Source organism: Sphingobacterium sp. Ag1 (assembly GCF_000988325.1).
In the GTDB taxonomy this organism is placed as follows: Bacteria; Bacteroidota; Bacteroidia; order Sphingobacteriales; family Sphingobacteriaceae; genus Sphingobacterium.
In genome coordinates this window covers 177,942-203,694 of sequence record NZ_LBGU01000039.1, presented here as the reverse complement: position 1 = coordinate 203,694, position 25,753 = coordinate 177,942, and the positions used below count along the sequence as shown (strand labels likewise).

Annotated in this window: 17 protein-coding genes; 13 read left to right on the top strand and 4 right to left on the bottom strand. The window is 42.0% G+C overall.

Translation table 11 applies throughout. The features are described from left to right. The 3 genes from AAW12_RS25510 (at nucleotide 1) to AAW12_RS13570 (ending at nucleotide 4,678) form a co-directional block, all read left to right on the top strand. Entirely contained in the window at nucleotides 1-3,498 is a 3,498-nt protein-coding gene (locus tag AAW12_RS25510; RefSeq protein ID WP_053003679.1) for a DEAD/DEAH box helicase, read from the top strand. Between the two features lie 18 nt (nucleotides 3,499-3,516). Beyond that, complete coding sequence (locus AAW12_RS13575; protein ID WP_046674172.1) at nucleotides 3,517-4,209, top strand: hypothetical protein; 693 nt, start codon at nucleotides 3,517-3,519, stop codon at nucleotides 4,207-4,209. Nucleotides 4,210-4,366: 157 nt separating this feature from the next. Next, nucleotides 4,367-4,678 carry a hypothetical protein gene (locus AAW12_RS13570; RefSeq protein WP_046674171.1) on the top strand — a complete coding sequence of 104 codons (312 nt, stop codon included), beginning with the start codon at nucleotides 4,367-4,369 and terminating at the stop codon, nucleotides 4,676-4,678. A gap of 60 nt (nucleotides 4,679-4,738) precedes the next feature. Here AAW12_RS13570 and AAW12_RS13565 read toward each other — a convergent pair whose 3' ends face one another. Next, on the bottom strand, nucleotides 4,739-5,089 hold the full coding sequence (locus AAW12_RS13565) for a helix-turn-helix domain-containing protein (protein ID WP_046674170.1): 351 nt from the start codon (nucleotides 5,087-5,089) through the stop codon (nucleotides 4,739-4,741). 276 nt (nucleotides 5,090-5,365) lie between these two features. On the opposite strand from AAW12_RS13565, the gene AAW12_RS13560 reads away from it, so the two are divergent. The 8 genes from AAW12_RS13560 (at nucleotide 5,366) to AAW12_RS13530 (ending at nucleotide 18,886) form a co-directional block, all read left to right on the top strand. After that, nucleotides 5,366-6,496, top strand: coding sequence for a TlpA disulfide reductase family protein (locus AAW12_RS13560; RefSeq protein ID WP_046674169.1), 1,131 nt, complete (start codon nucleotides 5,366-5,368; stop codon nucleotides 6,494-6,496). A 20-nt stretch (nucleotides 6,497-6,516) separates the two neighbouring features. Then, nucleotides 6,517-6,675, top strand: coding sequence for a hypothetical protein (locus AAW12_RS26265; protein ID WP_156167645.1), 159 nt, complete (start codon nucleotides 6,517-6,519; stop codon nucleotides 6,673-6,675). Nucleotides 6,676-6,831: 156 nt separating this feature from the next. After that, on the top strand, nucleotides 6,832-9,912 hold the full coding sequence (locus AAW12_RS13555; protein ID WP_046674168.1) for a SusC/RagA family TonB-linked outer membrane protein: 3,081 nt from the start codon (nucleotides 6,832-6,834) through the stop codon (nucleotides 9,910-9,912). A gap of 28 nt (nucleotides 9,913-9,940) precedes the next feature. After that, nucleotides 9,941-11,515 (top strand): SusD/RagB family nutrient-binding outer membrane lipoprotein, encoded by a 1,575-nt coding sequence (locus tag AAW12_RS13550; protein WP_053003678.1) that lies wholly within the window; start codon nucleotides 9,941-9,943, stop codon nucleotides 11,513-11,515. Between the two features lie 30 nt (nucleotides 11,516-11,545). Next, nucleotides 11,546-12,511: a DUF1735 domain-containing protein gene (locus AAW12_RS13545; RefSeq protein WP_046674167.1), complete on the top strand. Its 966-nt coding sequence runs from the start codon at nucleotides 11,546-11,548 to the stop codon at nucleotides 12,509-12,511. 205 nt (nucleotides 12,512-12,716) lie between these two features. Beyond that, complete coding sequence (locus AAW12_RS13540) at nucleotides 12,717-15,968, top strand: SusC/RagA family TonB-linked outer membrane protein (RefSeq protein ID WP_046674166.1); 3,252 nt, start codon at nucleotides 12,717-12,719, stop codon at nucleotides 15,966-15,968. A 135-nt stretch (nucleotides 15,969-16,103) separates the two neighbouring features. Then, entirely contained in the window at nucleotides 16,104-17,624 is a 1,521-nt protein-coding gene (locus tag AAW12_RS13535; RefSeq protein ID WP_046674165.1) for a RagB/SusD family nutrient uptake outer membrane protein, read from the top strand. Between the two features lie 11 nt (nucleotides 17,625-17,635). Then, a complete protein-coding gene (locus AAW12_RS13530; RefSeq protein ID WP_231585266.1) occupies nucleotides 17,636-18,886 on the top strand; it encodes a YdcF family protein in 1,251 nt (416 codons plus the stop codon). Between the two features lie 108 nt (nucleotides 18,887-18,994). Here the strand turns inward: AAW12_RS13530 and AAW12_RS13525 are convergent, their stop codons facing one another. Together AAW12_RS13525 and AAW12_RS26670 are read right to left on the bottom strand one after the other, a co-directional pair. Beyond that, entirely contained in the window at nucleotides 18,995-20,077 is a 1,083-nt protein-coding gene (locus AAW12_RS13525) for a Gfo/Idh/MocA family protein (protein ID WP_046674164.1), read from the bottom strand. 16 nt (nucleotides 20,078-20,093) lie between these two features. Continuing rightward, entirely contained in the window at nucleotides 20,094-20,741 is a 648-nt protein-coding gene (locus AAW12_RS26670; protein ID WP_231585265.1) for a hypothetical protein, read from the bottom strand. Between the two features lie 149 nt (nucleotides 20,742-20,890). Between AAW12_RS26670 and AAW12_RS13515 the strand changes: the two genes are divergently transcribed. Further along, nucleotides 20,891-22,261: a sulfatase-like hydrolase/transferase gene (locus AAW12_RS13515; RefSeq protein WP_231585264.1), complete on the top strand. Its 1,371-nt coding sequence runs from the start codon at nucleotides 20,891-20,893 to the stop codon at nucleotides 22,259-22,261. A 20-nt stretch (nucleotides 22,262-22,281) separates the two neighbouring features. Further along, entirely contained in the window at nucleotides 22,282-24,384 is a 2,103-nt protein-coding gene (locus tag AAW12_RS13510; protein ID WP_046674163.1) for a polysaccharide lyase 8 family protein, read from the top strand. A 68-nt stretch (nucleotides 24,385-24,452) separates the two neighbouring features. Here AAW12_RS13510 and AAW12_RS13505 read toward each other — a convergent pair whose 3' ends face one another. Then, nucleotides 24,453-25,709: a glycoside hydrolase family 88 protein gene (locus AAW12_RS13505; protein WP_046674162.1), complete on the bottom strand. Its 1,257-nt coding sequence runs from the start codon at nucleotides 25,707-25,709 to the stop codon at nucleotides 24,453-24,455. Nucleotides 25,710-25,753: the final 44 nt, after the last annotated feature.

Here is a 25,753-nt window from a genome sequence, read left to right as displayed (position 1 = left end):
ATGGAAAATAGTGTTGAAAATCTGGAGTTAGTAACAGATGTCGTTCCGATTATACCTGACAAAGAGAAGAATAGCTTTATTATTCCTTGGGAAAACCAAGAGGATCTTTATATTTCATCAGACTACTTTCTTAAGCTCTATAAAGGAGAAATACCACTGACGGATTTTCAGCTTTATAGTTACAGCGTTAGGATAATCAAAGTCAACAAGTTTAAATGGCCATTTTCTCTAAGAAGAGACGGAAATTATAAAAACAAAAATCTCAAAATTGATCTCGAGATCCGAGAAATCGGATTGAAGGTTAAGTGCGATTGTAAAAAGCGTCATGATAGTCTGTGTGATTATGTAATTATTGGACTTTATCGTAAGTTTTTAGTCAGTAATAAATTCTTACATGATTTATATGCAAAAGATATTGCCATCCTACCCGAAAGTCAGCATAAGTACTTTCAATTGGGTATTTCTAGGCTATATTACCGCAAGGACAAGGTTTGTATTGAAAATCATAATCAATTTGGTCAGGTATATAATTATTTCGACCACCAGGAGCTTGAATCGGAATTGCTAGATGCAGCATCTGAAAACCGATGGATGGAACAGCATGAGGCACCTTTTCCGAATTTTATGTATGTTATTCCTAGAGAGCGTCAGGTGGACGGACTGCCCTTTTTAATACCTTTTGAAATAAACAGTAAGATAAATTATTTAGAAGAATTTGGTAATAAGTTGGCGAATTTTGCTGATAGTGATGTTTTAAAAATCGATTTATGTCGTAAGATTTTAGCTTTTTCCAAAAGTCCACAAAGACAATTAGGGGATAGGGAAAAAGATGAGATGCGAAATGACGCTGATCGTGTGAAGAAGGATTTTATCATCAGTGCTTGGCGTAAACTTTTGGAAGGAAAATCGGATCAAAGATTACGTGTTGCTTTTGTCGATAGAAATAATTTTAAAACTACAATTGAAAACTTCAAATATCCATCCAAATATCGTACAACGTATCGGAATGTGATTTTGGCGGGCGATGATCTTAGTCTGAAATTTCATTTGAAAGAAGGCAGCGATCACCTGCTTCTATCGTTAATTCTTGTCTACAAAGGAGAGGAGTTGAAAGACTATACATCCGAATGTCGGTCCAATTTCTTCTTTATCAATCTAAATGAAGACGAGTGTCTTTTTGTTGATAATCTTCAAAAGGAGTTTGTATTACGTTTCTTTTACAGTATTTCTACTAAAATAACGGTGTTAAAGCGGGACTATGAAGACTTCTTTACGCGTATGTTGATTCCATTGTCAACATCCTTTCACATAGACCTTGAACCTTTAAACAAGGATACAGTTTTTATTTCTAATACCGCTCATCATGTGCCTCAATTTAAGGTTGTGGTGGAGAAAGACGACGATGATCATTTAAATTTCGAATTGAAAGCTATGCTGAGTGAAAAGGAAGAATATGTAATTCCATATGGAGGAAACTTGATTTTAAAACCGGAAAATGGAACCTGCCTGTATACGGAGAGAGATCTTGTTGGCGAGCATGAGTTTAATACCTTTATTGAAGCACAGTTGCCAAATTTGAAAAGCTGCACCAATAGAATGGTTAAGCGCTTGGAATGGCAGGCGCATAGCAACAGAAATAGACTGTATGAATTTATAAAAAAATGTAAGAGCAAGGGGTACAAAACTATTCTGAACAATATTTCAAAGGGAGCTTATTTGCTGCCACACCAACTGAAATGGGAAGTATTGGATATTCGTCAGGACAATAATGTATTTTCCATTTACATGATTTTCAAATTTGGAACAACGACCTATTTACCGGGAGAGTTTGAAGAAAAGATCATAAACGACTACAGTAGCATCCAATTGGCAGATAAATCTTTCGGATATATTAAAGCCTCAGATAAAGCATTATTTGATGTGCTGTTTAAGTATGCGCTGGTTGAAACCGACTGTCTTAAACTCACTTCAGCCCAATTGCTATCTTTCCAAACACGGCTGGATCGAATTGATCCCCGTATTATTCAAAATAGCCTAGCTGAACGTCGAAAGAAACTGTTGGATACGGATGAAATAGCCCTGTTGGATGTTCCAAAAGCGATCCAGGCAGAGTTGCGCCCTTACCAACAGGCAGGGTTTAGCTGGATGGTATTCTTAAGCGATTTTCAATGGGGCGGTATCTTGGCTGATGATATGGGATTAGGGAAAACATTACAGGCAATAACGCTTTTGGAATATTTCTATCAAAATAATCCAAAGGCAGCCCCCTCAATTATTATTGTACCCAATTCCCTACTATTCAATTGGCTGGCTGAATTCAAGAAATTTTCTCCAAATCGTCGAACATCTATTTATCATGGACAAAAAAGGAGGGAAGTCACGGAAATAGAGAACGAATCCATCTTAATTACAACCTATGGAACAGTTATGATGGAGCTTGACTTTCTTAAATCCCAGTCCTTTAGTTACATGATTTTAGATGAGTCGCAGGCGATAAAAAATCGTCATTCAAAGAGATTTAAATCGCTAACTGAGCTAAAATCTTGCTATCGCATAGCGATGACGGGAACACCTATCGAAAATGGAGTGGAGGATATCTACGCACAGATGAGTATGGTCAACCCGGGTTTTTTTGGAACTTATGGCAGTTTCAATAACACTTATCGAGGGATCAAAGATGAAAATACAGCGCAAACAACTATTCTTGGGCTTCAAAAGATGATTCAACCTTTTGTCCTTCGGCGTACAAAAAAACAGGTTGCTTTGGACCTTCCTGAAAAGACCGAAACAATTCTGTATATGGATATGCTTCCGGAGCAAAGAAAGATATACGATAAGGTCAGAAAGATATTCAAGGGGGAGATTGAAAGTAATCTGAATAGTGCCGATTCCACAAAATCCAAATTTTTGGCGATAGAGGCGCTGCAAAAACTACGACAGCTGTGCAATTCGCCCATGCTGATGAAAGATGGTGGCTTCGGTCATGATTCGATCAAATTGGATTTTATTGATGAGATCATGGATGAAGTAGCTCCAAATCATAAGATTCTTCTCTTTTCGGCGTATACGTCCATGCTAAAGCTCGTGGCACAACGAATCGAAAATAAGGGTATAGCGTATGCCTATCTTGATGGTAAGATGAATCAGGATCAGCGGCAAAATGCGGTCGAAAGATTTCAGAACGAGAACGGATGCCGTGTGTTTTTAATCAGCCTCAAAGCCGGAGGAACAGGCTTGAATCTGACCGCAGCTGATTATGTTTATATTTTGGATCCCTGGTGGAATCCCGCTGCCGAAGCACAAGCTATCGATCGTTGTTACCGTATAGGACAAGATAAACATGTGATGGCTTATAAGATTGTCTGTCGGGATTCCGTTGAGGAGCACATCTTAGCACTCCAAGAAAGTAAAAAACGAATATCCGAAGGACTGATTTTAGATGAGGCTAATCTAATGAAGTCGATCAGTAAAGATGAGCTGCTTAAATTATTTGAATAACCAATTACAAAATAAATTATGAAAACAGAATCTATTCTAAAAACTTCCTATTCGGGAATGATGTATTCACACGATTTTCAGCTTTGGTACACCTATCTTAAGCGGCGTATTCAACAAGAGTGGAGGCCGGAGGAACTGTCGTTTTTACTGGGGAAAGCCGATCACGCTTATTTGGATTTTGAGAAAATGTATCAAGTTCGAAAATTTTTAATACAAGAGTCCATCCTGCTCGACCGCATCTATGCAAGCTCCTGCATAGAAGCGATGGAATTCCACCGTGAAAAATATGAAGTTTCCGAAGAGCGTCTCGTGCGCCTACATATCGAAGAGGATGAGGTAAAATGGAGTTATACGCTCGAACTACCTTGGCAGTTTGTAGCTGGAGATAATAAACCCGCTGCTCCAAAATTACAATTTGAAGAATGGAAGGCTGAAAAGGACCTTCAGATAGAATCGGATGCAATGTTGCATGTACGACAGAAAATTAACCTCCTTTTGGATGTGGATTTCTTCAGATCGGGGGCTTCTCCCTATCAGTTGTTTCGGAAAGTTAAGGATACGGGATTGGCTCACCTCCGGATTTATCCAAGACATTTGAAAAATGTACTGTATGGACTCATTCAGCAAAATAAATTGGTCATCATAAATGTGGAAGGAAGGTATTCTTTTTATCCAGTTGATAGAAAGGGAGAGCATGCAATATTTAATTAGTGGTGGTGAGAGATAAAACAACGTACACAGCATAAGGCTATGTTAAGTTTGATCAACCTTGTAAAATACGACGATCAAAATGTGGACCTAGGTAGTCACTGGCAAGGTACCTATAGTGATTATAACATGCAATCAAAATGAATCGCTATATTTAAGCATGCACGCAAAACCCGAACAACGTAAAACATCAATAGTGCCGACATTATACAACGTCCTTGTTGGTACTATTGGTGTTTTTGCTATTTTGACAGTTTGTTTCTATCATAATGATCTGGACGTCGACGGTAATTTAACCGTAGGATTTCCCTGGATATTCTTTCGGAAAGGGAGTGGCTATAGCCTGGATCTTAATAAGCAGGTCGGATACCACGAATTTGAACCTCTAAAATTGATCGGCAATATTCTTTTTTCTGCAACACTGGCTCTGATGATCTTCTGGATATATCGCGCCACCATAAGAAAGCGCTAGAAATTTTATAAATTTCATAAAGAATGCCAAGAATACATTCGCTAGTTTCAGGCTCCTTGACTATAATAAATTATTCTCTTTAATGAGATTTCTGTAAAACTGTAAACTCTCCTCTAAATAAGAAATATAACTCTCTTTGTCGCGTAAAAGCTGCTTTTCCTTTGCTAAGGGTAATTTTTCTTGCTTTAACTGAGCTGTCGGAGAATTGATCAGACTATTCATATCCGTGTTTAATATATCCGCAATTTGCTGTAAACGCTCAATGTCTATCTTCGTTGTTCCGATCTCAAGATTCTGATAGGCTTTTAATGATATATATAATTGTTCAGCCATTGCCCGTTGGGAAATCTTGAGATATTTCCTACGCTCTTTAACGGCTTTGATAATTTCTTGTGATGTAACATTGCTCATGGTTAATAGAATGCAAATTAATGTGAATACAGGGTTTGGTATAAACAAAGATAGGTATTTTGAAAATATAATCTACTTATGTAGTAGTCTTTATTTTTATTTATTTAAAAACCACTGCTATCCTCCTCGTAAAGCCTTCTTCGTAAAGGCGTATTAAATCTTCATAGCACCATTTAATATAGGAACATTTTCTACCTAACTGTTGGAAATGAATAGTCAAACCACTTATTTTTGAATAGTCTACTTATTTGGTAGTTTTTATAAAATAATAAACATATGACTAAAGTATTTACATTGATTGCATCGCTCACTTTCTCTACAGCGATTATGGCGCAGCATAAAACTGCCCTGTTAAACGGTCAAGTGACTGGCTATACCGCGCAGGACAAAGCTTTTCTGAGCTATCGGAATGGTACACAACGTGTCGTCGATTCCGTCAACATTGGTTCAAATGGAACATTTCAATTCAGTTATACGATTGCTGATCCGACAGTAGCCAGCCTAGCGGTAGGTAAGACACTTGCCCTGGCTCAACGGTCAAAAAATCTAACACTTTATCTTGAAAACACAGCGATCAAGGTTCAGTCCACCGATTCATTAAAAAATCCATTGATCCAGGGAGGGAATACAAATAAGGAACTTAGCCAATTGAAGAAACGGCTGGAACAAATTGCTCCTTTGCGTGATGCGTTGAATACAAAATATTTTTCGGCGAGCCAAGAGCAACGAAATTCCCCAGAATTCAAAAAAGAAATTGAACAGCTCAGTGAGAACTATCAGCTTGAAAATAAGAAAATTCTGGAAGCCTTTATCTCAGAGAATCCTAATTCTTTCGTCAGCTTAGACCGGATTGCAGAAGTTGTTGGCTATGCTCCTGAGGCTGACGATCTAGACCGATATTTCAAACAGCTTACGCCTGAAATTCGTCATTCAGAAAAAGGAAAAGCTTTTGCACTACAGATTGATCAAACCAAGGCGACATCAATCGGACAGATTGCTCCGGCTTTTACCCAAGCTAACCCGGATGGGAAAAATATCTCCCTTGCCGATTATCGGGGTAAATATGTATTGTTGGATTTCTGGGCAAGTTGGTGTGGTCCCTGTCGTCAGGAAAATCCTAATGTCGTAAAGGCTTATCATGCCCTAAAAAACAAAAAATTTACCGTGCTCGGCGTATCTTTAGATCAACCTGGCAAAAAGAACAGCTGGCTAAAAGCTATTGCAGATGATAAATTAGAATGGGATCAGGTTTCGGACCTTAATTTTTGGGATAACCAAGTGGCTAAACTCTATAATATCCGATCGATTCCTCAAAATTTTCTGATCGATCCCAATGGAAAAATTATTGCCAAAAACCTTCGTGGTGAAGATTTGGAACGCCAACTTTCTAAATATATCGTTGATTAAACAGTAAACATGCAGAATTTATGAAAACACAGTTATCGATTTTATCCCGTAAAAAAAATATTTCCTCAACGACGGTCGTTGTTGTTGAAGAAAAATGGAAAGTGATTTTTATGCTACAACAGCTAACCTCAGCCTATATTTCCCAAGCACGAATGTGCATGCCTATTCCATATATGTAGGCCTCAACTACTCCCGCTATTTTATTCATTGACGATATGGGGTTTACCTCATGTTGTTCTACTTTTTTGTCGCAAAAAGGGATGCCGAGCAAATGCCCCTAGGGTATTGCTTTGTCCCTGTGTGACATGCTACACTTTTATTAATCGAAAATTACAATGAAACAAAAATTAATCTATTTTTTGTTGGGGATCCTCTTTGTCGTTCATGTTCAAGCACAGTCTGCTCGTAAAGTCAGCGGTATTGTGTCTGCTGCGGACGGCACGCCTTTGGCTGGAGTTTCTATCCGGGTAGAGAACACAAAAGAAGCCACACAAACAGGTAGAGATGGTCAATACAGCATCCATGTCGCAGCTTCCGAAAAACTGATATTTAGCTTCATAGGCTATCAGGTTCGTCACATTGATTTAAAAGGACGATCATCGTTGGATATTGTGTTACTGAAAGAGGAGTCTGTCTTGGATGAAGTTGTGGTATCGGCAGGAGGAATCCTCCGAACTCCCCGCGAGCAGGGCTATGCAACCACACAGGTTACCGGCGAAAACCTCACCCAGGGAAAATCACCGACTATTGCCGGAGGACTTCAGGGCAAGGTCCCAGGATTACAGATCAATCAGATCAGCAGTGGCGTAAATCCCAACTACAGGTTGGTGCTTAGAGGAAACAGATCTTTATTAGGAGACAATACGGCTTTGATCGTATTGGACAATGCGGTTGTAAGTAGCGATTTGCTCAACAATATTAATCCCGCCGATGTAGAGAATGTACAGGTCTTAAACGGCGCTGCCGGTGCAGCAGCATATGGGGCCGAAGGATCCAATGGAGTGCTTATCATTACAACAAAGAAGGGGCAGGCGGGACGTACCGCGATCAACTTGAGTAATACTTTTACGTTGGAAGAAATCAGTTTCTTCCCGAAGTTACAGGATAAGTTTGGCGCAGGATCCACTTCGGGTGCACAGGTCTACAACCCCGAAGAGAACCAACAGTATGGTCCGGCCTTCGACGGGTCTACGGTCGCGATTGGTAACCCGCTGGAAAATGGTGAACAGCAATACGGCATATATTCACCGCGCAAAGATCGTTTTGATTTTTGGAATGTCGGCCGCAATAACCAAACCGATCTTTCAATCTCCTCCGGAAATGATAAATCTTCTCAATACATTGCCGGGCAATATCTTATCGGTAGAGGAACAACCCCGGGCGATAAATACAATCGGATCTCTTTTCGTTTGAACGGTACAAGAGCTTTTTATCCCAATCTGACCCTGGATTATTCAGCGAGTTATGTCGAAAACTTTTATGATATTACCTCAGCCACAAGCTCCATTTATACACAGTTAACACAGACTCCAGCCAACATTCCATTATTGAGTTACAAAGACTATGTCAATAATCCTTTTGCAACACCTGATGGCTGGTACAACCCTTGGTACTTAAATCCGTATTGGACAGCCGATAATTACCGATCGAAAACAAAAAATAGCTATCTGACGGCCAAAATTGAACTGAAGTATCGTCCGACAACTTGGTTGGAGTTTACCTATAGGCCCTCAATTTCCAACCGATGGTATGATTCAAAATCTGTTTCACCCAAACAGACATACTCGAGCTATTCTGTCAATACCATAGGACGTACCAATTTAGCGGGAGGTGTTTCGGATACTGAATATAACAGTGCCCGTATCAACCATGATCTTCAGATAGGCATAAAAAAGGATGTCAATGATTTCTCTTTCAATTTTAATCTGACCGGTACCGCCATTAGCCGACGGTATAAATCGGTGGCTGTTTCGGCATCAGGTCTTGAAATTCCGGGGCTTTACAACGTGTCCAACCGAATCGGGGAAGCTGGCGCCAGCGAGTCGAATATACTGGCGCGTACATTTGCGGTATGGGGTGATCTCCTGGTTGGATACAAGGATTATCTTTTCTTACATGCTACAGGCCGTAACGATTGGACATCCGTACTCAGCAAAGCAAATAGGTCTTATTTCTATCCTTCTGTAGACTTGTCTTTTATTCCAACAGATGCCTTCAAGCAATTAAAAGACAACTCGATTGTCAATTACTGGAAGTTGAGAGGTGGTCTGTCTCGCACTGGCTATGTCAACGTGGATCCTTACTCGCTGGTACCTACTTTCTCCTCAGTTACAGGATATAGTAGCGGAACTTTCTTTTCACAAGGAAGCCGGATTATTTCATCTAATTTAAAACCGGAGATTACAACAGGGGTAGAGTTTGGTACCGATTTTAGGTTGTGGGATAACCGCATTGATGCAAATATCACGTACTATCATACCGGAACAACAGGACAGGCTATTCCTGCCGGGATAGCGATTTCTTCCGGCTATTCTCAATTTTATGTCAATACGGGTAAAGTCACAAACGAGGGGATTGAAACCGCTCTGCATATCACGCCTATTCGTAGCAGAGACTTTCAGCTAACGGTTGGGGGAAACTATACGCACAATAAAAATATCTTACAGAATCTTTACCCTGGACTAGATCGTATTTCCATTAATGGAAGTAGTGTGATCTATGCACAGAAGGGCTACGAGCTGAATCAGATTATTGTTTCAGATTATGCCCGTGATGAGCAGGGCCGTGTCATTGTCGACGTAAATACGGGTTACCCTTCCGTGGCTTCTGAAAGCAAAATACTTGGCAATACCACACCACGTCACCGCTTGGGTCTTGATCTGTCTTTACGTTGGAAGGATTTCTCTTTCAGCACCCTTTTTGAATATCGTGGTGGATACAAATTTGCCGCTATAGACCTCGGTAGTACGCTTGATTTTGGCGGTTCATCGGCTCGAAGTGCCTACTACAACCGGGAGCAGTTTGTCTTTCCAAACTCTTCTTATTTAGATGCCACAAGTGGTCAATATGTGGCCAACGATCATATTACAGTTTCAGATGGTGGAGCTGGATTTTGGACTTCGGGTACATATAACAGGGGTGTGTACAGTAATTATGTGATTTCTGGAAATTATTGGAAGTGGCGCGAGGCCTCGCTTTCCTACCGCTTACCGCAGCATATCATTTCCCGCTTAAAAGGGGTGAAAGCTGCTTCAGTCAGCATCCAAGGGCGCAACCTATTGTTATTTGCCCCTAAGTCCAACGAATATACCGACCCTGATTACAGTGCCAATGATAACAATGCAATAGGAGTCTCGACAACAGGACAGACTCCACCGACACGCTATTTTGGGGCTACACTATCACTTACTTTTTAACTAGTGAACAATCATATACTTATTCTCAATGAAAAAATTACATTTGAAAAATATATTGTCCCTGGGGATCATCATTGCACTATCTTCTTGCTCACAATTGGATATCAATGAAAATCCCAATGCGGCAACCGAAGCAACAATAACACCCGACCTGGTATTGACCCAGGCGATTGCTGCCACGGCATCCAATATCGTTAGTTATCATTCATATGGAGCCTTTTTGGTGGGATATCAGCTTCCCGGTGGCGGGATTGGCGGGTATGGAGATACGTACACGTATAACATCACATCCAATACCAATGTGGGATTGTGGAATAATGTGTTCAACAATCTTCGCGATTACCAATTTATTATCAACTACACACAAAAAAGCCCCGAGTATAAATTCTTTGGCGATATAGCGCGCATTTTTAAAGTGTTCAATTATCAGCTGCTCGTCGATGCCTACGGGGATGTACCTTACACAGAAGCGCTGCAGGGGGATAACAACTTGGCGCCCAAGTTTGACGATGATGCAGTCGTTTATCAGGCCTTGGTTACCGAACTCGATGCGGTTATTGCGGATATTAAGCAGTATAAGGGTGATCTAAGTTACCGAAGTCTAACGAAAAAGACCGATCCGGTGTTTGCTGGTAACTTGGACAACTGGATTAAGTTTGCCAACAACCTTAAGCTGCGTCTTTTGGTGCGAGCAAGGGGTACTTCTATTGACAGCTTTGTCCAATCGGCTTTTAGTAAGTTCTCGACGGATGGATTTCTGATCGATGATGTACTCGTCGATCCCGGATATCAGGCCACGGCAACACAGAACCCTTTGTTTGCAAGTTTTCATAGCTCAACTGCTGGTTCAATTTCAACGGCCGCCAATTATTATGTGCCTTCTAAATACCTGTTTACGTTCTATGACGGTCGTAAAATAACCGATGAGAAACGTGGCAAACTTACGTTCCGAAATTTTCCCAATACATCCATCGGTCAGCTTGGCGACGAAGTCAATAACCCCAATTCCGATGACTATGTGTGGTATGTTGGAACAGGAAGTGCAGATGCCCTAGGTGTATTGAAAGGACGTACCGCAGGTTTGCCGATATTTCTTGCTTCGGAAACGTATTTCTTACTAGCCGAGGCGGCCTTATATGGGCACGAGCTTAGTGGTTCGGCATCAACCAATTTTGAAAAAGGAATTTTAGCTTCATTTACTTATCTGGAAAAGAATGCGACCAACGCATTGGCAATAGGACAGGTGCCTGCAACTGATGCTGCGAATTATAAAACAGAAAATAGTACAAATTATCTTGTCAATTATGCCCTGGCCACCACAACCGCACAACGGTTGGAGGCTATCATCACGCAGAAATATATTGCCTTGAATTTTTTCCATGGTCATGAGGCCTGGAACGAATTTCGCCGTACAGGATATCCAAAAATTGTCAATGGTTCGCAAGTTGCCACGGAAACATTTGCATCGGTCCAATCGGGTTCGCCCCGCGCGGATAAACTTCCAATACGCAATCTTTATCCACAGACTGAAATAAATTTAAATGTGAACGTTCCCAAATTGACGAATGGATTTTCGGATCCAATCTTTTGGGATATCAATTGATCAACATCATCAACTAAAGCTTGAAAATCAATGAAAATAAATAAAAAATCAGTATTAGGCCTGACAGCGGTCACCTTGAGTATGGCGCTCTGGGGCTGTGTAAAAGAAAAAGGTGTCTTTGAAGATGGTGGAAGCTCAGGCATTGTGCAGCTTGTACTTCCTGCACGGACAAGCAGTACGGCAATTGCCCGTGCTGTAACAACTGTTTTTGAAGCCCTTGACGTGGTGACCCTTCCTGTAAAAGTTCAGTTGACAGGTGCACAGGGTGCCCCAGAAGACCTGAAGCTAACCTTGAAAATAAACGACAGCTCTGTTGATAAATACAACCTGGCCTGGCAATCTAAATACGAAGCATTACCTACGCGTTTATATGCCGTCGACACCTATGATGTTACTATACCCAAAGGGGCAAAAGAAGCTGTTTTAAATGTTAAAATTTATCCTCCACGTTTTACAGCTACCGATTTTACCAAGTCCTATGCGCTTGGCATCCAGATACAGACCGCGACAGGTGGAAAGATCAGCGGAAATTATGCCGAAGGGATCTATGCTGTATCGATAAAGAATAAATACGATGGTGTTTATGAGATCACAGGAACCTACCAGGACTATGTCAATGCTGCCTTTAAAGGAATTTATCCACAGACCGCAAATCTGGTTACACTCACAGGTAATACCACTGAAATTAATTATACAACCTTCAATAACGGTAGTTCTCCGCATTCCTATTATTTTAACGCGGGGGGATCAAATTCTTATTTCGGCAATTGGAGCCCGATATTCACGTTCGACAATGCAACAAATAAGGTCACAGCAGTGACCAACTATTATGGACAGGGTTCCAATAGTAGTGGACGGTATGGCGAGATCGACAATACGGCAAATAACTATTATGACCCAGCAACGAAAACCATACATGTGACGTATTATCTTGTCCAGCCTTCGGGACGTCGGGGAAAATTTACAGAGATCTATACGTTCAAGAAAACGCGTTAGTCCATACGATTACCAAAGCACTTTTTCAATATATTTATAGCAATTTTGCGCGGCGGCTGAGTACACAGCCGCCTTTTTAGTATTACCTTTTTGTTAAGTCTCGTCAGTTTGCTAACCCGGTTTAGTTAAAAACTGTTAATGTTTTGTTGACCCTACCTTCATATAGCATTTGTAATCTTGTACCCATAAATCAAATGCGCTACTTATGAAATTTAAAGCCAACAATGTCTTTTGGTTGTTATGTGCCATTGCAGCGAGCTCACCCGCTGTTCAAGCCAAACCGTTCACACTAACCACCTCGCAATTTACGTATGCACAGGGGATCGTCAAAGGCCGTGTCCTAGACGCCCAAGGAAACGCAATCGCAGGAGCAACCGTTCAAAATTTGAAAAGTAAAAAATCTGTTCAGTCTGACGAGAGGGGAAATTTCCAGATCGAAGCTGAAATGGGCGATAACCTGAGTATTTCCTTTATTGGATATGGCAGACTCGTGCAAGCTGTCAGCCAATCCAATGGGCAGATCTTTTCTCTAAAGACCGATGAAAACACGCTGGAAGAAGTGACCATCTCTATCGGTTATCAGCGGATCAGAAAGTCGGATGTCACTGGCGCAATCGCTAGCGTTAAGGCGGAAGAACTCAATCTGAGCGCACCAAAATTATCCCAGGCATTGGTTGGTAAAGTAGCAGGTGTACAGGTGATGCAGACAAGTGGCGCTCCATACGATGGGACCAAAATGCGCGTCCGCGGAATGGGATCGATCAATGCTGGTTCGGATCCATTGTACGTTATTGATGGATATCCAGCAGGAAACAATTTAAATATCAACCCCAATGATATTGAGTCTATCGATGTGTTAAAGGACGCCGCTTCTGCAGCGATCTATGGATCTCGTGGTGCTGGCGGTGTTGTATTGATTACAACCAAGCGTGGCAAGGAAGGTAAGAGTAATGTGGACTACGAAGTATTGGGTGGTTTCGGTCAGCTTTCCAAGAAAATCGATGTTTTAAATTCGGAACAGTTTATTGATCTCCTGATTGATGGTCGTAACAATTCGTATAAAGACCTTTTGGCTACGAAAGGGATTGCCTGGAGCGATAGTAGACGCTTTGATGATAATAAAACGCGTATTGCTAATGTTGGAAATGCCGGCTCGGTGAGTATTCCTGAAGACTACTATGACTTCGCATCTGGTACGGCAAAAAAAGCAAAATATGATACGGATTGGCAAGATGCCTTATACCGTAATGCACCTTTTCAACGTCATAATCTATCAACCTATGGCGGTAACGAAAAAAATCGCTATTTCCTAAGTGGATCTTATCAGAATCAACAAGGGATCATGCTCGGGACGGATCAAAAGGTCTTTAATTTCCGCGCCAATATCGATAGCAAAGTCAGCAAGAGATTGACCGTTGGTGCAAATGTTTCATTTACATATAATGACAACAACGAGGTGACGACAGGACGTTACGACAGAAGCCCATCAATGGCCGCGTTAATTTATTTGCCTACCCTCCCTGTTTATAACGAAGATGGAACCTATGCCAAATACCTGATGGCTGATCTTTCGGCGAACAATTACGGTATCCAAAATCCTGAAAACCCATTGGCCTATGTCACTGAGATTAAAAACAATCGTCGTGGAAAAAGGGGGTTATACAATGCCTTTGCTGATTTTTCCATTATTGATGGCCTAAATCTGAAAATAAACGGTGGATTGTCTACTTACGACGAGAAGTATGATTATTTCCGTCCTACAAGTCTTTCTGATGGGAATAACAAACCGTTTTCACCGCAAGCGGTATCTGCAGCCTATGCAGATGCCAAGACAAAAAATGAATTGGACAAATTGCTGGAAACAACGTTAAACTATAACAAGACTTTTGGTGGTAAACATCAGGTATCCGCTTTATTGGGCTATTCGGCTCAACGAACAGATTACGATTATCAAGGTGTGAGAGCCAACGGTTTTAATAATAATGCAATTGGGGAAATTACAGATAAAGGAGCCGATCCTTCTAATTTCCAATTGCTAAAAGACGATACGTTCAAACGCATTACAACGCTCCAGTCATATTTTAGCCGTGTAAGCTATAGCTTTGATTCCAAATATTTCCTTTCAGCTTCCATTCGTACCGATGGATCATCACGTTTCGGGCCAAATAATAAATGGGGAACCTTCCCATCGGTTTCAGGTGGTTGGACCCTCTCCAAGGAGGAGTTTTATACGGATTGGTTAGGACAACAGTCAACGGTCAAACTAAGAGCGAGCTGGGGACGTAGTGGAAATAATAATATTGGTGATTATCGCGCGTTATCCGTTATCAACTCGCCAGCAGGAGTTATTCTTGGTGATAAAGTGGAGACTTCCTATACAGCAAGTGATCTGTTCGATCCAAAATTGGGTTGGGAATCAACCTCGCAATACAACGCTGGCGTGGATCTCGGTTTGTTAAAAGGACGACTCAACATTATGACCAACTTCTACCTGAGCCGTTCCTTCAATTTATTATTCAATCAGCCACTCTCCGCTGTATCCGGATCAACAACAATCTTGACCAATCTGCCAAATTCGAAGGTGCAGAACAAAGGTTTTGATGTGCAGGTTGATGCCACACTGATTCGCAAAAATGAATTTGAATTAGGATTCAGTGGGAATATCAATGTCAACAGAAATAAAGTGCTCGATCTTGGTGGGGCTTCTACCATCTTGACGAATGGTGCTGAACGCTCCTACTTAACGCATATTACACAAGAAGGAAGTCCGATTGGTATGTTCTACGGCTTTAAAGTTTTGGGTGTTGCCACGGAGGAAAACTATAAAACTGTCGCACCTTCCGCTGCTTCAACAACTCCGCTACAACCTGGAGATCTTTATTTTGAAGATGTTGACGGCAATGGTATCGTCAATGATGCCGATAAACGTGTGATCGGCAATCCGCATCCTAATTTCACCTATGGCTTTGCCGTCAACGCACGCTATAAGGCATTTGATCTACGCGCATCATTTAATGGCTCCCAAGGGAATAAAGTGCTGGATGGCTATGATTATTACCTCTATAATATGGAAGGTTCCGGCAATCAATATGCGGATGTCGCACAACGCTACCGTTCGGCTCAAAATCCGGGAAATGGTAAAGTATACCGTGCATCGCGTGGCGGTACGCAAAGTAACAGTACACGTCTTTCCGATTTTTACCTGCAGGACGGTTCATTCCTGCGTATGACAAATATTGCTTTGGGTTACAATCTTCCCAAGAGCCTAGCAGAAAAACTAACACTTTCTGGTGTAAGGGTCTACGCTACAGTGGACAATCCATTTACGATTTCTAAATACAAAGGCTACAATCCAGAACCGGATTATAATCAACGCGGCAACTTAACTCCAGGTGTGGATTATGGGCTTTATCCATTGGTGCGGTCGTATAACCTTGGTGTGAAAGTAACGTTCTAATAGCAGGATCAAGGAGCTATTGTGCGTGGGAATTTCAAGGAAACCTCCGTTTTGATAGCTCTAGTATTGTAAAACTAGTCCTACGAACTGCGCTTTGCAGTTACGTAGGCTGATGAAAAATAAAAAAATAACAGGATGAAAAAAAGATATATATTACCCTTTGTTTTGTTGGCATTGTCTTCATGTACCAAAGATTTTTTAAATCAGAAAAACCCCAATGCCGTCACAATCGATGATTACTTCAAGTCGGAAAATGATGTGCTTTTGGCTGTCAACGGCCTCTATCAATCACTTCGTTCGGGAAGCACGATCGGGGAATCCAGCACGTTGTATAACGAGGAACGTTCGGATAATAGTGGGCGTAATGATAACCAATCCAATGCCGGGGAGCCTTTTCAATTCAATGACTTTTCGTTGCTGCCAAGTAATACCTATCTCAAGACACATTGGTCGGCTATGTACGCAGCAATCAGTCGCTGTAATGTGGTTCTTTCACATGTCGACGATGTGACTTTTACAAGTGCTGAATTAAAAGGACGTTATATTGCGGAAGCGAAATTCGTTCGTGCATTATTATATTTCCATCTGGTACGTAAATTCGGAGATATTCCATTATCTACCGTACAGGTGACCAGTAAAGAGCAAGCAAATGAATTGGCTTTTCGGCAAAAAGAGTCGATTGTGTACGAGCAGATCATTAAAGATCTGACGGAGGCATTGTCCAGCAATCTTCCCAATACGCAAAAAGATTACGTTATTGGCAGAGCATCTAAATCGGCCATCAATGCAATTTTGGGACAGGTATACTTAACTTTAGGTGCAACGCAGACATCAGGTAATGCGGAAAATTTTGCGAAAGCAGAACAGTACCTCAATGCGGCCTACCAAATGCGAACTTTTGGCAAGCTAAACGAAATCCCCTACTCGGATGTTTTTGATGTGACGAAGAAGAATAGCTGTAGAGAACTCGTTTTTCAGATTCAGTACAAACAAGGTGACCAAAACTATAGCTCAAGTATTGCCCGTAATTACCAGGCTCGAGGAGAAACCATCAATTCACGCTATAACTCTACAGGTGCTGGTGAAGTGGCAAAACTAGATTTGGTTAAAGATTACGAGCAAAGCGATATCCGAAAAGATTTCTCTGTGAAGTTTGCAACAAATACCCAGGTTAACGATTGGTTTGTAACCAAATTTAGGGATAACAGTGACGCTGCCGGTACCAATGGTTGGGGCGGAAACGACTGGATCTTGATCCGTTACGCGGATGTGATGCTGTTGTTGGCCGAGGCCAAGTATCATCTAGGTAAGGATGCGGAAGCTATCGCGCTGTTAGATCAAGTACGTGAACGTGCCGGATTGCCTTCCTATGCTGCTTCCATGTTGAATACGGCTTACCGCAGTAAATATCCAACTTTAAAGGAGGCTATATTGCATGAACGCCGTGTGGAACTGGCATTTGAAAACCAACGTTGGTTTGATCTCATCCGTAATTACAATGCACAGGAACTGGTGACTTATTTCAAAACGAAAAGCCAGGCTGATTACGGAAATGCTAAAATCTCCAATATTTCGACAAAAGATCGATACTATCCAATTCCTTTTGACGAATATAAGCTGGATCCGACACGTATGTATCAAAATCCGGGTTATTAATCTGTTATCGAATGGATATGATAAAGAATATCAGAAAAATCTTGTTACTTGTCTTGGGAATATGCTGTATGCATATTTCCAAAGGTCAGGTAAACAATATGCCTAATGGCCCACAGGATTGGCTGATCAAGAAGAATTATTATGCATCCTATTTGCTTTTAAAAGATTCTGTCCTTATACAGGAGCTCGTCAGCTCCAAGCCGATAGCACAGGTATTGGAAAAACGGTTCGAACGGTTTAACAACAGCGCTAGTTGCGCCGATCTCATGTGCTATTTGAATGCCTTCAAATGGCAGGATAACGAAATCGACCTGTTGGCAGAGCAGCTGGCGGAGCAACTTGGTCATAACAAGAAGTTGGACCAGCTTGTTCAGGCAAGTCTTATTCCATCAATGACCTATGGTGTCTTGCATCATGAAACAGCAAAGGCCTATTTTACGAAAGCCTTGAAACAGGATTTAAAGGCAATGAATTATGTAGTGGACGTCTATGCGGGTGGCGAAAGTCCCAATTACCCCAAGATAGATTCGATCTCTTTCGATGTAAGAACTGCGGCCTACCTTCATCTGTTGGACGACGTGCGCCAAGACATCCGCAAAGATATTCCGACCCCTAAAATGGCATTTTTTATGACCATGATGACTGCGATACGCTTGTTGGAAATTAATGAGCGATGGGACGCAGCACAACTTGAGCCGCTGATTGAACTCGAAAACAAGAAAGCTTACGAAGCGGTCAAAAATACCGACTTTGCCAGCTATCCTTATAGTCTGTTGCTGACCTTAGGTGCGGGCCCCGAGCTGTATGGACAGCCTATTAGTCCTGGTGGAATGTTACGTGCGCGGATGGCAGCCCGAAGCTACTTTGAAAAATTGGCTCCTTTTATTGTACTGTCTGGCGGTAAAGTACATCCCTATAAGACGCACTTTATTGAGGCAATAGAAATGAAAAAGTATCTGATTGAGGTTATGGGAGTACCCGAAGCGGCAATATTGATTGATCCGCACGCGAGACATACGACCACAAATTTGCGAAATACCGCACGTATCCTGTTAAATTATGGTTTTCCAAAAGATAAATACGCCATCGTTAACAGTAGTAAAGTGCACATTGATGCGGTGGAAAAGATGGGCGATCGTTGCATGCGTGAATTGGGGTATATTCCCTATACATTGGGTAAACGAATTTCAGATGTGATCATCGAGTTCAAGGCAAAAGAAGAGGCCTATACGATCGATCCAGATGAACCCTTGGATCCTTAGCCGACTAAATGGTCGGCTGCTCGCCTATTAACTGAGCGGATCGGCTTTGCTTACCCGTAGCGGCAGGGCATGAAAAAGATCTGTAGCGGTGTACGCTACAGATCTTTTTTATTTTAATAAAATGGACTTCCCTTCTTTAGCCGAGCGTTTTGCCGCTTCCAGGATTTCGACTACAGTGACATTATTGTGGATCGATCCAAGATCATTTTCTGGCACCCGGGCATCTTTCAGGACCTGTTCCAGATAGGCAATATGGGTCTCAAAATAGGGGACCGTAGTTGGTACATTTGAGGGTGGATCATTCTGTTGTTTGTATTTCAAGAGCTCTTTATCATTTTTGGCGTAGAGCTGAGCTTTTGTGCCAAATACCTGCAGATCTTTAACACTGTATGGCCAAGCCCAAGAAGCTTGAATAATGCCCGTGCTGCCGTCACGGTAGCTCAGTATGATGGTGGCATTATCGTCTACCTTTGGATAAACCTCGGGTTTAAGCTGTTGTGTAAAGGCCGTCACCGAAATTGGCCTTTCTCCATTTTTGAGCCAGGTCATCAGATTGGCGCCATAACAGCCAAAATCCATGATTGCACCGCCACCGTTTTTTTTCGGGTCAGTAAGCCAGTCGAGGAAGTAATTGCTACAGCCGATTTCTTTTGGTCCTTCGTGCCCGTCTTTTACAAGTATACGTGTGATTTTTCCAATTTCATCCTTGTCGACCAGCTGCTTCAGTTGTTGATTGCTTTTATACCAGGTCGTTTCGTAATTCACCAAAAAGGGCGTTTCGAACTGTTTGGACAAAAATGCAATACGTTTTGCGTCAGAAAGAGTCGTCGCAAGAGGCTTTTCTACCATGACAGGGATCTTGAGCGGGAGACAGGTCTCTGCGACGTCGATATGCTCATTGGTTGGATTGTAGGCCAGCACCGCGTCCGGCTTGATATGTTTCAATAAACTGGGCAAGTCATGATAGAAGATTGCGTCAGGTAAATTATACTGCGTTCGGATTTTGTTTGATAAGGTTTGATTCGGTTCAGCAATACCGATAATATCGACTTTTTTATCCTTATATAAATTTAAAAGCAAGAACACGTGGTCATGGTTGAGCCCCGCAACAGCAACTTTAAGTCGCTCACTGGCCTGTGCAACTTGTTGGAAGAATAGGAGCAGGAAAACTAGGCGGATAAGATGCTTCATATGTTAAGTTTAGTTATTATAAATATACCGATTTGTTCTGAGGATATCCCGTGTAAATCCAGGTTACTTTGCGGTGCGATCGGATGATATCGGCAACAATGTCAAAATAGGTTTCTCCACGTCCAGCTTTTAGCTCATCTAGTTTCTTTTGAAAATACGTTTGATTGAATGGTGATTGTGCGCCAAGCTTTCCCTGATAATAGGCCAAAGTTGTTTCAACGCCCAATGACGTCCTGCTTTGTGCAATATCCTTCCAAACAATGCAATGTGAAGTAGCGTCTTTAAAGGTTCCAAATCCACCGTAGAGCAAGTCGTCAAAGCCATCCAGGCTTCCTATCTTCCAGCTTTCGCTGGACATGTAGACGGCATTAATTTCTTCGTAAAAACTTGCAATATCGTTAATGTTACAGCCATCAACCATAGCCACGCCGAGATCGGGATTGCTCCCCACAAGTTGCTTAAAATCCGTCCAGAGATCCTTCGCAGGAAATATTAAGTCATCCTCTTTATCTTGCCATTTGTTTAACAATTGAACGAGTTCGGTTCTAATGGTACTGGGATGATAGGTCAATGAAGACAAAAATGACCTTAACGCAGTGCTATCCGAATCACTGACCAAAAAATGCGCAAGTGTACCGACCAATTTTTTTTCATCTGTTTTCATCACTGACCTTTATTTTTAATCTTCTAATAATATTCTAACGAAATCGTTTGCGGTTTTTTAACAAAAAATCCTATACATTTAACGATACATTTAAGGATAAATCTAATGTTATGTTCTACCGATTTACGTGCTATAGTATATTAACCCTTGTGAATATACTCTTTACGTTTGGGATTCCTGTATTTGGGCAGCAACATCCTAACGTTATTGTCATCTTGAGCGACGATGGAGGTTATGATGATTTTAGTTGTTACGGCGGCAAGGAGGTCTACACCCCAAATATTGATGCACTTGCACAAAATGGGGTGCGTTTTCAGTCGGCCTATGCCTCAGCTTCGGTGTGCGCTCCTTCTCGCGCGGGATTACTTTCTGGCCGATATCAACAGCGTTTTGGTTTTGAACATAATATTTCCAAACGTCCAACAGCGGGTGTCGCGCCAGAGGACATCGGGATGGATACACAGGTAGCCACCATCGCCGACTTTATGAAGTATAACGGCTATAAAACTGTGGCCATTGGCAAATGGCATCAGGGGGATGGTCCACAATTTAATCCGCTTAAACGTGGATTTGATCATTTCTATGGTTTTATTGGCGGCGACCGTCCTTACTTCCCAATCCAGGGAGCCGTTAAGCCAACGCAGCTGCTTTATGACGATCAACGTGTAGTCCCCGAAGATTCGATTCGTTATTTGACAGAAACATTGACTGATAAAGCAATTTCGTATGTTCATCAGTATAGAAGCCAACCTTTTTTTATGTATTTAGCATTCAATGCTGTGCATACACCCGTCGAAGCACCCCTGAAGACCATTGAAAAGTATAAAAATGTAGCCGATCCATTGCGACGGGCTTATCTGGCTATGTTGGACAATATGGATGAAAATATTGGACGTCTGGTCAACCATTTAAAGCAAGAAGGACTTTATGAAAACACCTTAATCATTTTTATGAATGATAATGGTGCGGCAACAAATAATGGTGCAGACAATGGGCAATTGCGTGGTTTAAAGGGATCAAAATGGGAAGGTGGAATTCGGGTTCCCCTTATTATGCAATGGCCAGCCAAACTACCGAAAGGGATAACATCCGATGCCATGGTATCGGGTATGGATATTTTACCCACGAGCATCGACGCAATAAAAGGGAAGAAAATCCCTGAGCAGCAAATCGATGGCATCAGTTTGCTATCTTCCTATAAGGATGTGAAAAATGGGCACGACTATTTATTCTGGCGCCGGGGGATTGCACGTGCTGTGCGACATAAAGAGTGGAAACTGATTGTGGTTAAAGATGATCCGATTTTGTTATTCAATCTTAAGGATGATCTTCGGGAGCAGCACAATCTGGCCACGAAGTATCCTGAGCGTGTAAAGGAGATGCTGCATAAACTGACGGAATGGGAAAAGGGACTGGAGAATCCAAAATGGCTAAGCTCTGTATTGGATAATGATCAAAATCAACTGATGAAACACCGGATGGATGTCGTCGGACGAGCCGCAGAACGACAATATCCTTAAGTAAAGAACACCAAAAACAGATGAAAGGACTAATCTTATTTTTATTGTCCTTTGCCTTGGTTATGGCAAAGGCACAGAACAGCGATACGTTTGTGCGTATTAAAAAGCATGTATACGATGATGAATTAAGTGGCCCATTGCCCGGTGCAGATAAAACACGAAACCTATGTGATCAATTGCGTGCGGACGGTACCTGGGCAGATATCGATTACAGCAGTAAGTCAATATCGCTTTGGCCTCCGGGAGAACACTTGGATCGGTTAAGGACACTTATTGTTGCCTATGTGTCTCCACAAAGCGGAGCTTATCAACAAAAATCACTTTACGATAAAATCCTGCTTGCGGCACAATATTGGGCGAATAATCGTTTTGAATCTTCGAATTGGTGGCATAACGAAATCGCTTCTCCAAAGGCCATCGGTGTTTGTCTGATCCTGATGAAATTTGGGAAGGAAAAAATTCCTACGACAGTAGAGACTTCGCTTGTTGAGCTGATGAAGCGTGGCGATCCTTACGCAAAAACAGGGGCGAATAAAAGCGATATTGCCATGCACTATTTTTACCGTGCAGTAATCTTGGAAGATGCAAATCTATTGGCTGCTTCGATGGAGCAATTGCTTTTTCCGATACAGCTTGTGGACGGCAAGGAAGGACTGCAATATGATTTTTCCTACTTACAACATGGTCCACAGTTGTATATTGCGGGCTATGGGGAGGAATTTCTGAAGGGGATCTCAAAAGTTATGGCTTATGTGCGCGAGACACCCTATGCTGTTGACCAAAAAAGACTGGATCTTTTTGAACGTTTTCTCACAGAAACATATTTACCAATTATACGTTCGCGTTATATCGATTTTAATGTACATGGCCGTGGGATCTCACGCCCCAATATCTTGGAAAAGACACAGGAGACTGCCATATTACAACAAATGAAGCTGATCGATCCAGCTAAAAATGCTGTTTGGAATAAAGCGCTGGCAAAATTGGATAGTGTGCAGCCTTTTGACGCCGAAAATATCGAGGCCCACCGCCATTACTGGAAAGGTGATTACACCACTCATTTACGTAAGCAATTTCATTTTAATGTTCGATTGGCCAGTAGCCGTACCAATAAATCGGAGTCTGGAAATGGAGAAAATATGCTTGGTCGTAATATGTCAGATGGTGCGACCAATATTCAGGTGTTTGGACCGGAATATTATAACATTATGCCTGTATGGGAATGGGATAAAATTCCTGGAACGACAACGCGCGATTATCCGGGCGACCTGGAGCTGAAAGAACAATGGGGCGCGCGTGCCGCAAATAGTTTTGCAGGCGGCGTAAGCAACGATAAGACAGGAGCCTCAGCCATGTCGGTACAGTACGATGGGGTTACCGCTCAAAAAGCCTGGTTCTTTTTCGATCGGGAAATCGTTTGTTTGGGGGCTGGGATTCACTGTGCTGCGCCAGAAGCTGTGGTAACAACCCTAAACCAAACCTGGCTGAATGGCCCGGTTATTTGGAATGGAAAGGAAACGTCGACGCTCGATTCAGTACAGCGAACTGTCAAAGAAGGTGAATTTATAACCCATAATAATGTCCTGTATTATTTTCCAACAGCGATGAACGTTGGATTGACAACAAAGGATCAGGTCGGCTCCTGGTATCGTATCAACCGTTCCCGTTCCAAAGATGCTGTACATGGAAAGGTCTTCAAGCTCTGGTTTGATCATGCTGTTGCTCCGAACAATGCGAGCTATGCCTATATTGTTTTGCCTGGCACCAAAACTGTTGATAAAAAAGCAATGCAACAGCTAAAAATTTGGCAGAATACACCAGATATCCAAGCCGTCGAACATAAAGGAAACAGGATTCTACAGCTAGTTTGTTATCAAGCAGGAACGTACCAAGTTGGCGATTGGTCTATAAAGCTCGATCAACCAGCTATCATGCAACTGAACCTGCTGGAACCTACAAAGATTCAGTTTGATATAGCAGACCCACTGCAAAAAGCCAAAATAGTGAAGGTTCAGCTTATCAATAAGCAGCTTCGAGTAAATCAATCGTTGGAGGTTTCACTTCCACAGGGCGAATACGCTGGAAGTACTGTAAGCAACCGAATCACTATCGGGAAGAAATAATCCGAATACAATTGGAAAGCTTATAAAAATACCAAGGGGAGATGTTAAATATCTCCCCTTGGTATTTTTTATTTTTTGAGTTGTTCTAACCGTGTCAAACCTTCCAGATAATAATAATCTGCATAGGTCAGCGGAACATCGATTTCCGAATGATGGGGTAAGCTTCCGACGCTATGTTGCAGTAAGAAACCACCATTGGTCGCATATTTGGCAAAATAGGTGCTTCCCGATAATGTTTGCAGGCTTTCCTGAGCAAATGTCAAATAGGATTTGCTTTCTGTACCCGTGGTCAATGTTGAGAGTTCAATCAGTGCAGACGCAACAATGGCTGCAGCTGAGGCGTCACGCGGAACAAAATTCAATTTCAAGGAGGAAAAATCAGCATCCGACTTATAACCTGGCTTTCCCGCATTAAAATCCCAATACGGAATTTTATCTTTTGGCAGATTCGGATGGGTCATGTAAAACTTTGCCGCCGCTTTTGCTGTTTTAAGAAATTCTGGTTTTTTGGTCTCCCGGTACATCATGGTAAATCCATAAATAGCCCAAGCTTGACCGCGTGCCCAGGTTGAATTGTCTGCATAGCCTTGGTTGGTCTGTTGATGGATTGCATTTCCTCTGGCATCGTAGTCCACCACATGATAGGTGCTATAATCTTTACGGAAATGATTTTTCATGGTTTGGGTGGCATGACTGATGGCCGCATCCTTGTACTTGGCATCTCCCGTCAAGTCGGATACATAGCACAGCATCTCCAGGTTCATCATGTTGTCGATAATGACTGGATATTTCCACAGGGTCTTGCCGTCCCAAGATTTTTTTTCGTTCCATGATTTGATGACACCCACCTGCGGATTATAACGCTTGAGCGCAGTATTGGCGGAATGGATGAGGATGTCCTTATAGGCGGCAATTTTTTTGGAATCTTTAAGGTATTTAATGGCATTGCCATAGGAACAATACATCACAAAACCAATATCATGATGTTGATCCAGGTCTTTGGCCTTTTCAAGCGCCTCTGTCCATTTGATCGCTGCGGCTTCGGTTTCTTTGTTATGGGTATGGTTGTAGATATACCACAGTGATCCTGGGAAGAAACCGCCTGTCCAATCCCATTCGTCTGTGCCTACCAATTGTCCCGAAGGGCTCAATGTACGCGGGAACTTGTGCTGCTTTTCTGCTGCTTGTTCCAAGAACTGATATTGCTTTTCTGCTGCTTTAAAACTTGTGTCAATAAAGCTTGGTTTTTGATCCGTAAAGCTCAATGTGATCAGACTAGAAGCGATAACAAAAAGCGCTTTTAGACCAGGTTTTCTTTTTTTCATAACGGCTTATATTCTTAGTAAGTTACATAATAATTTCGATTCCT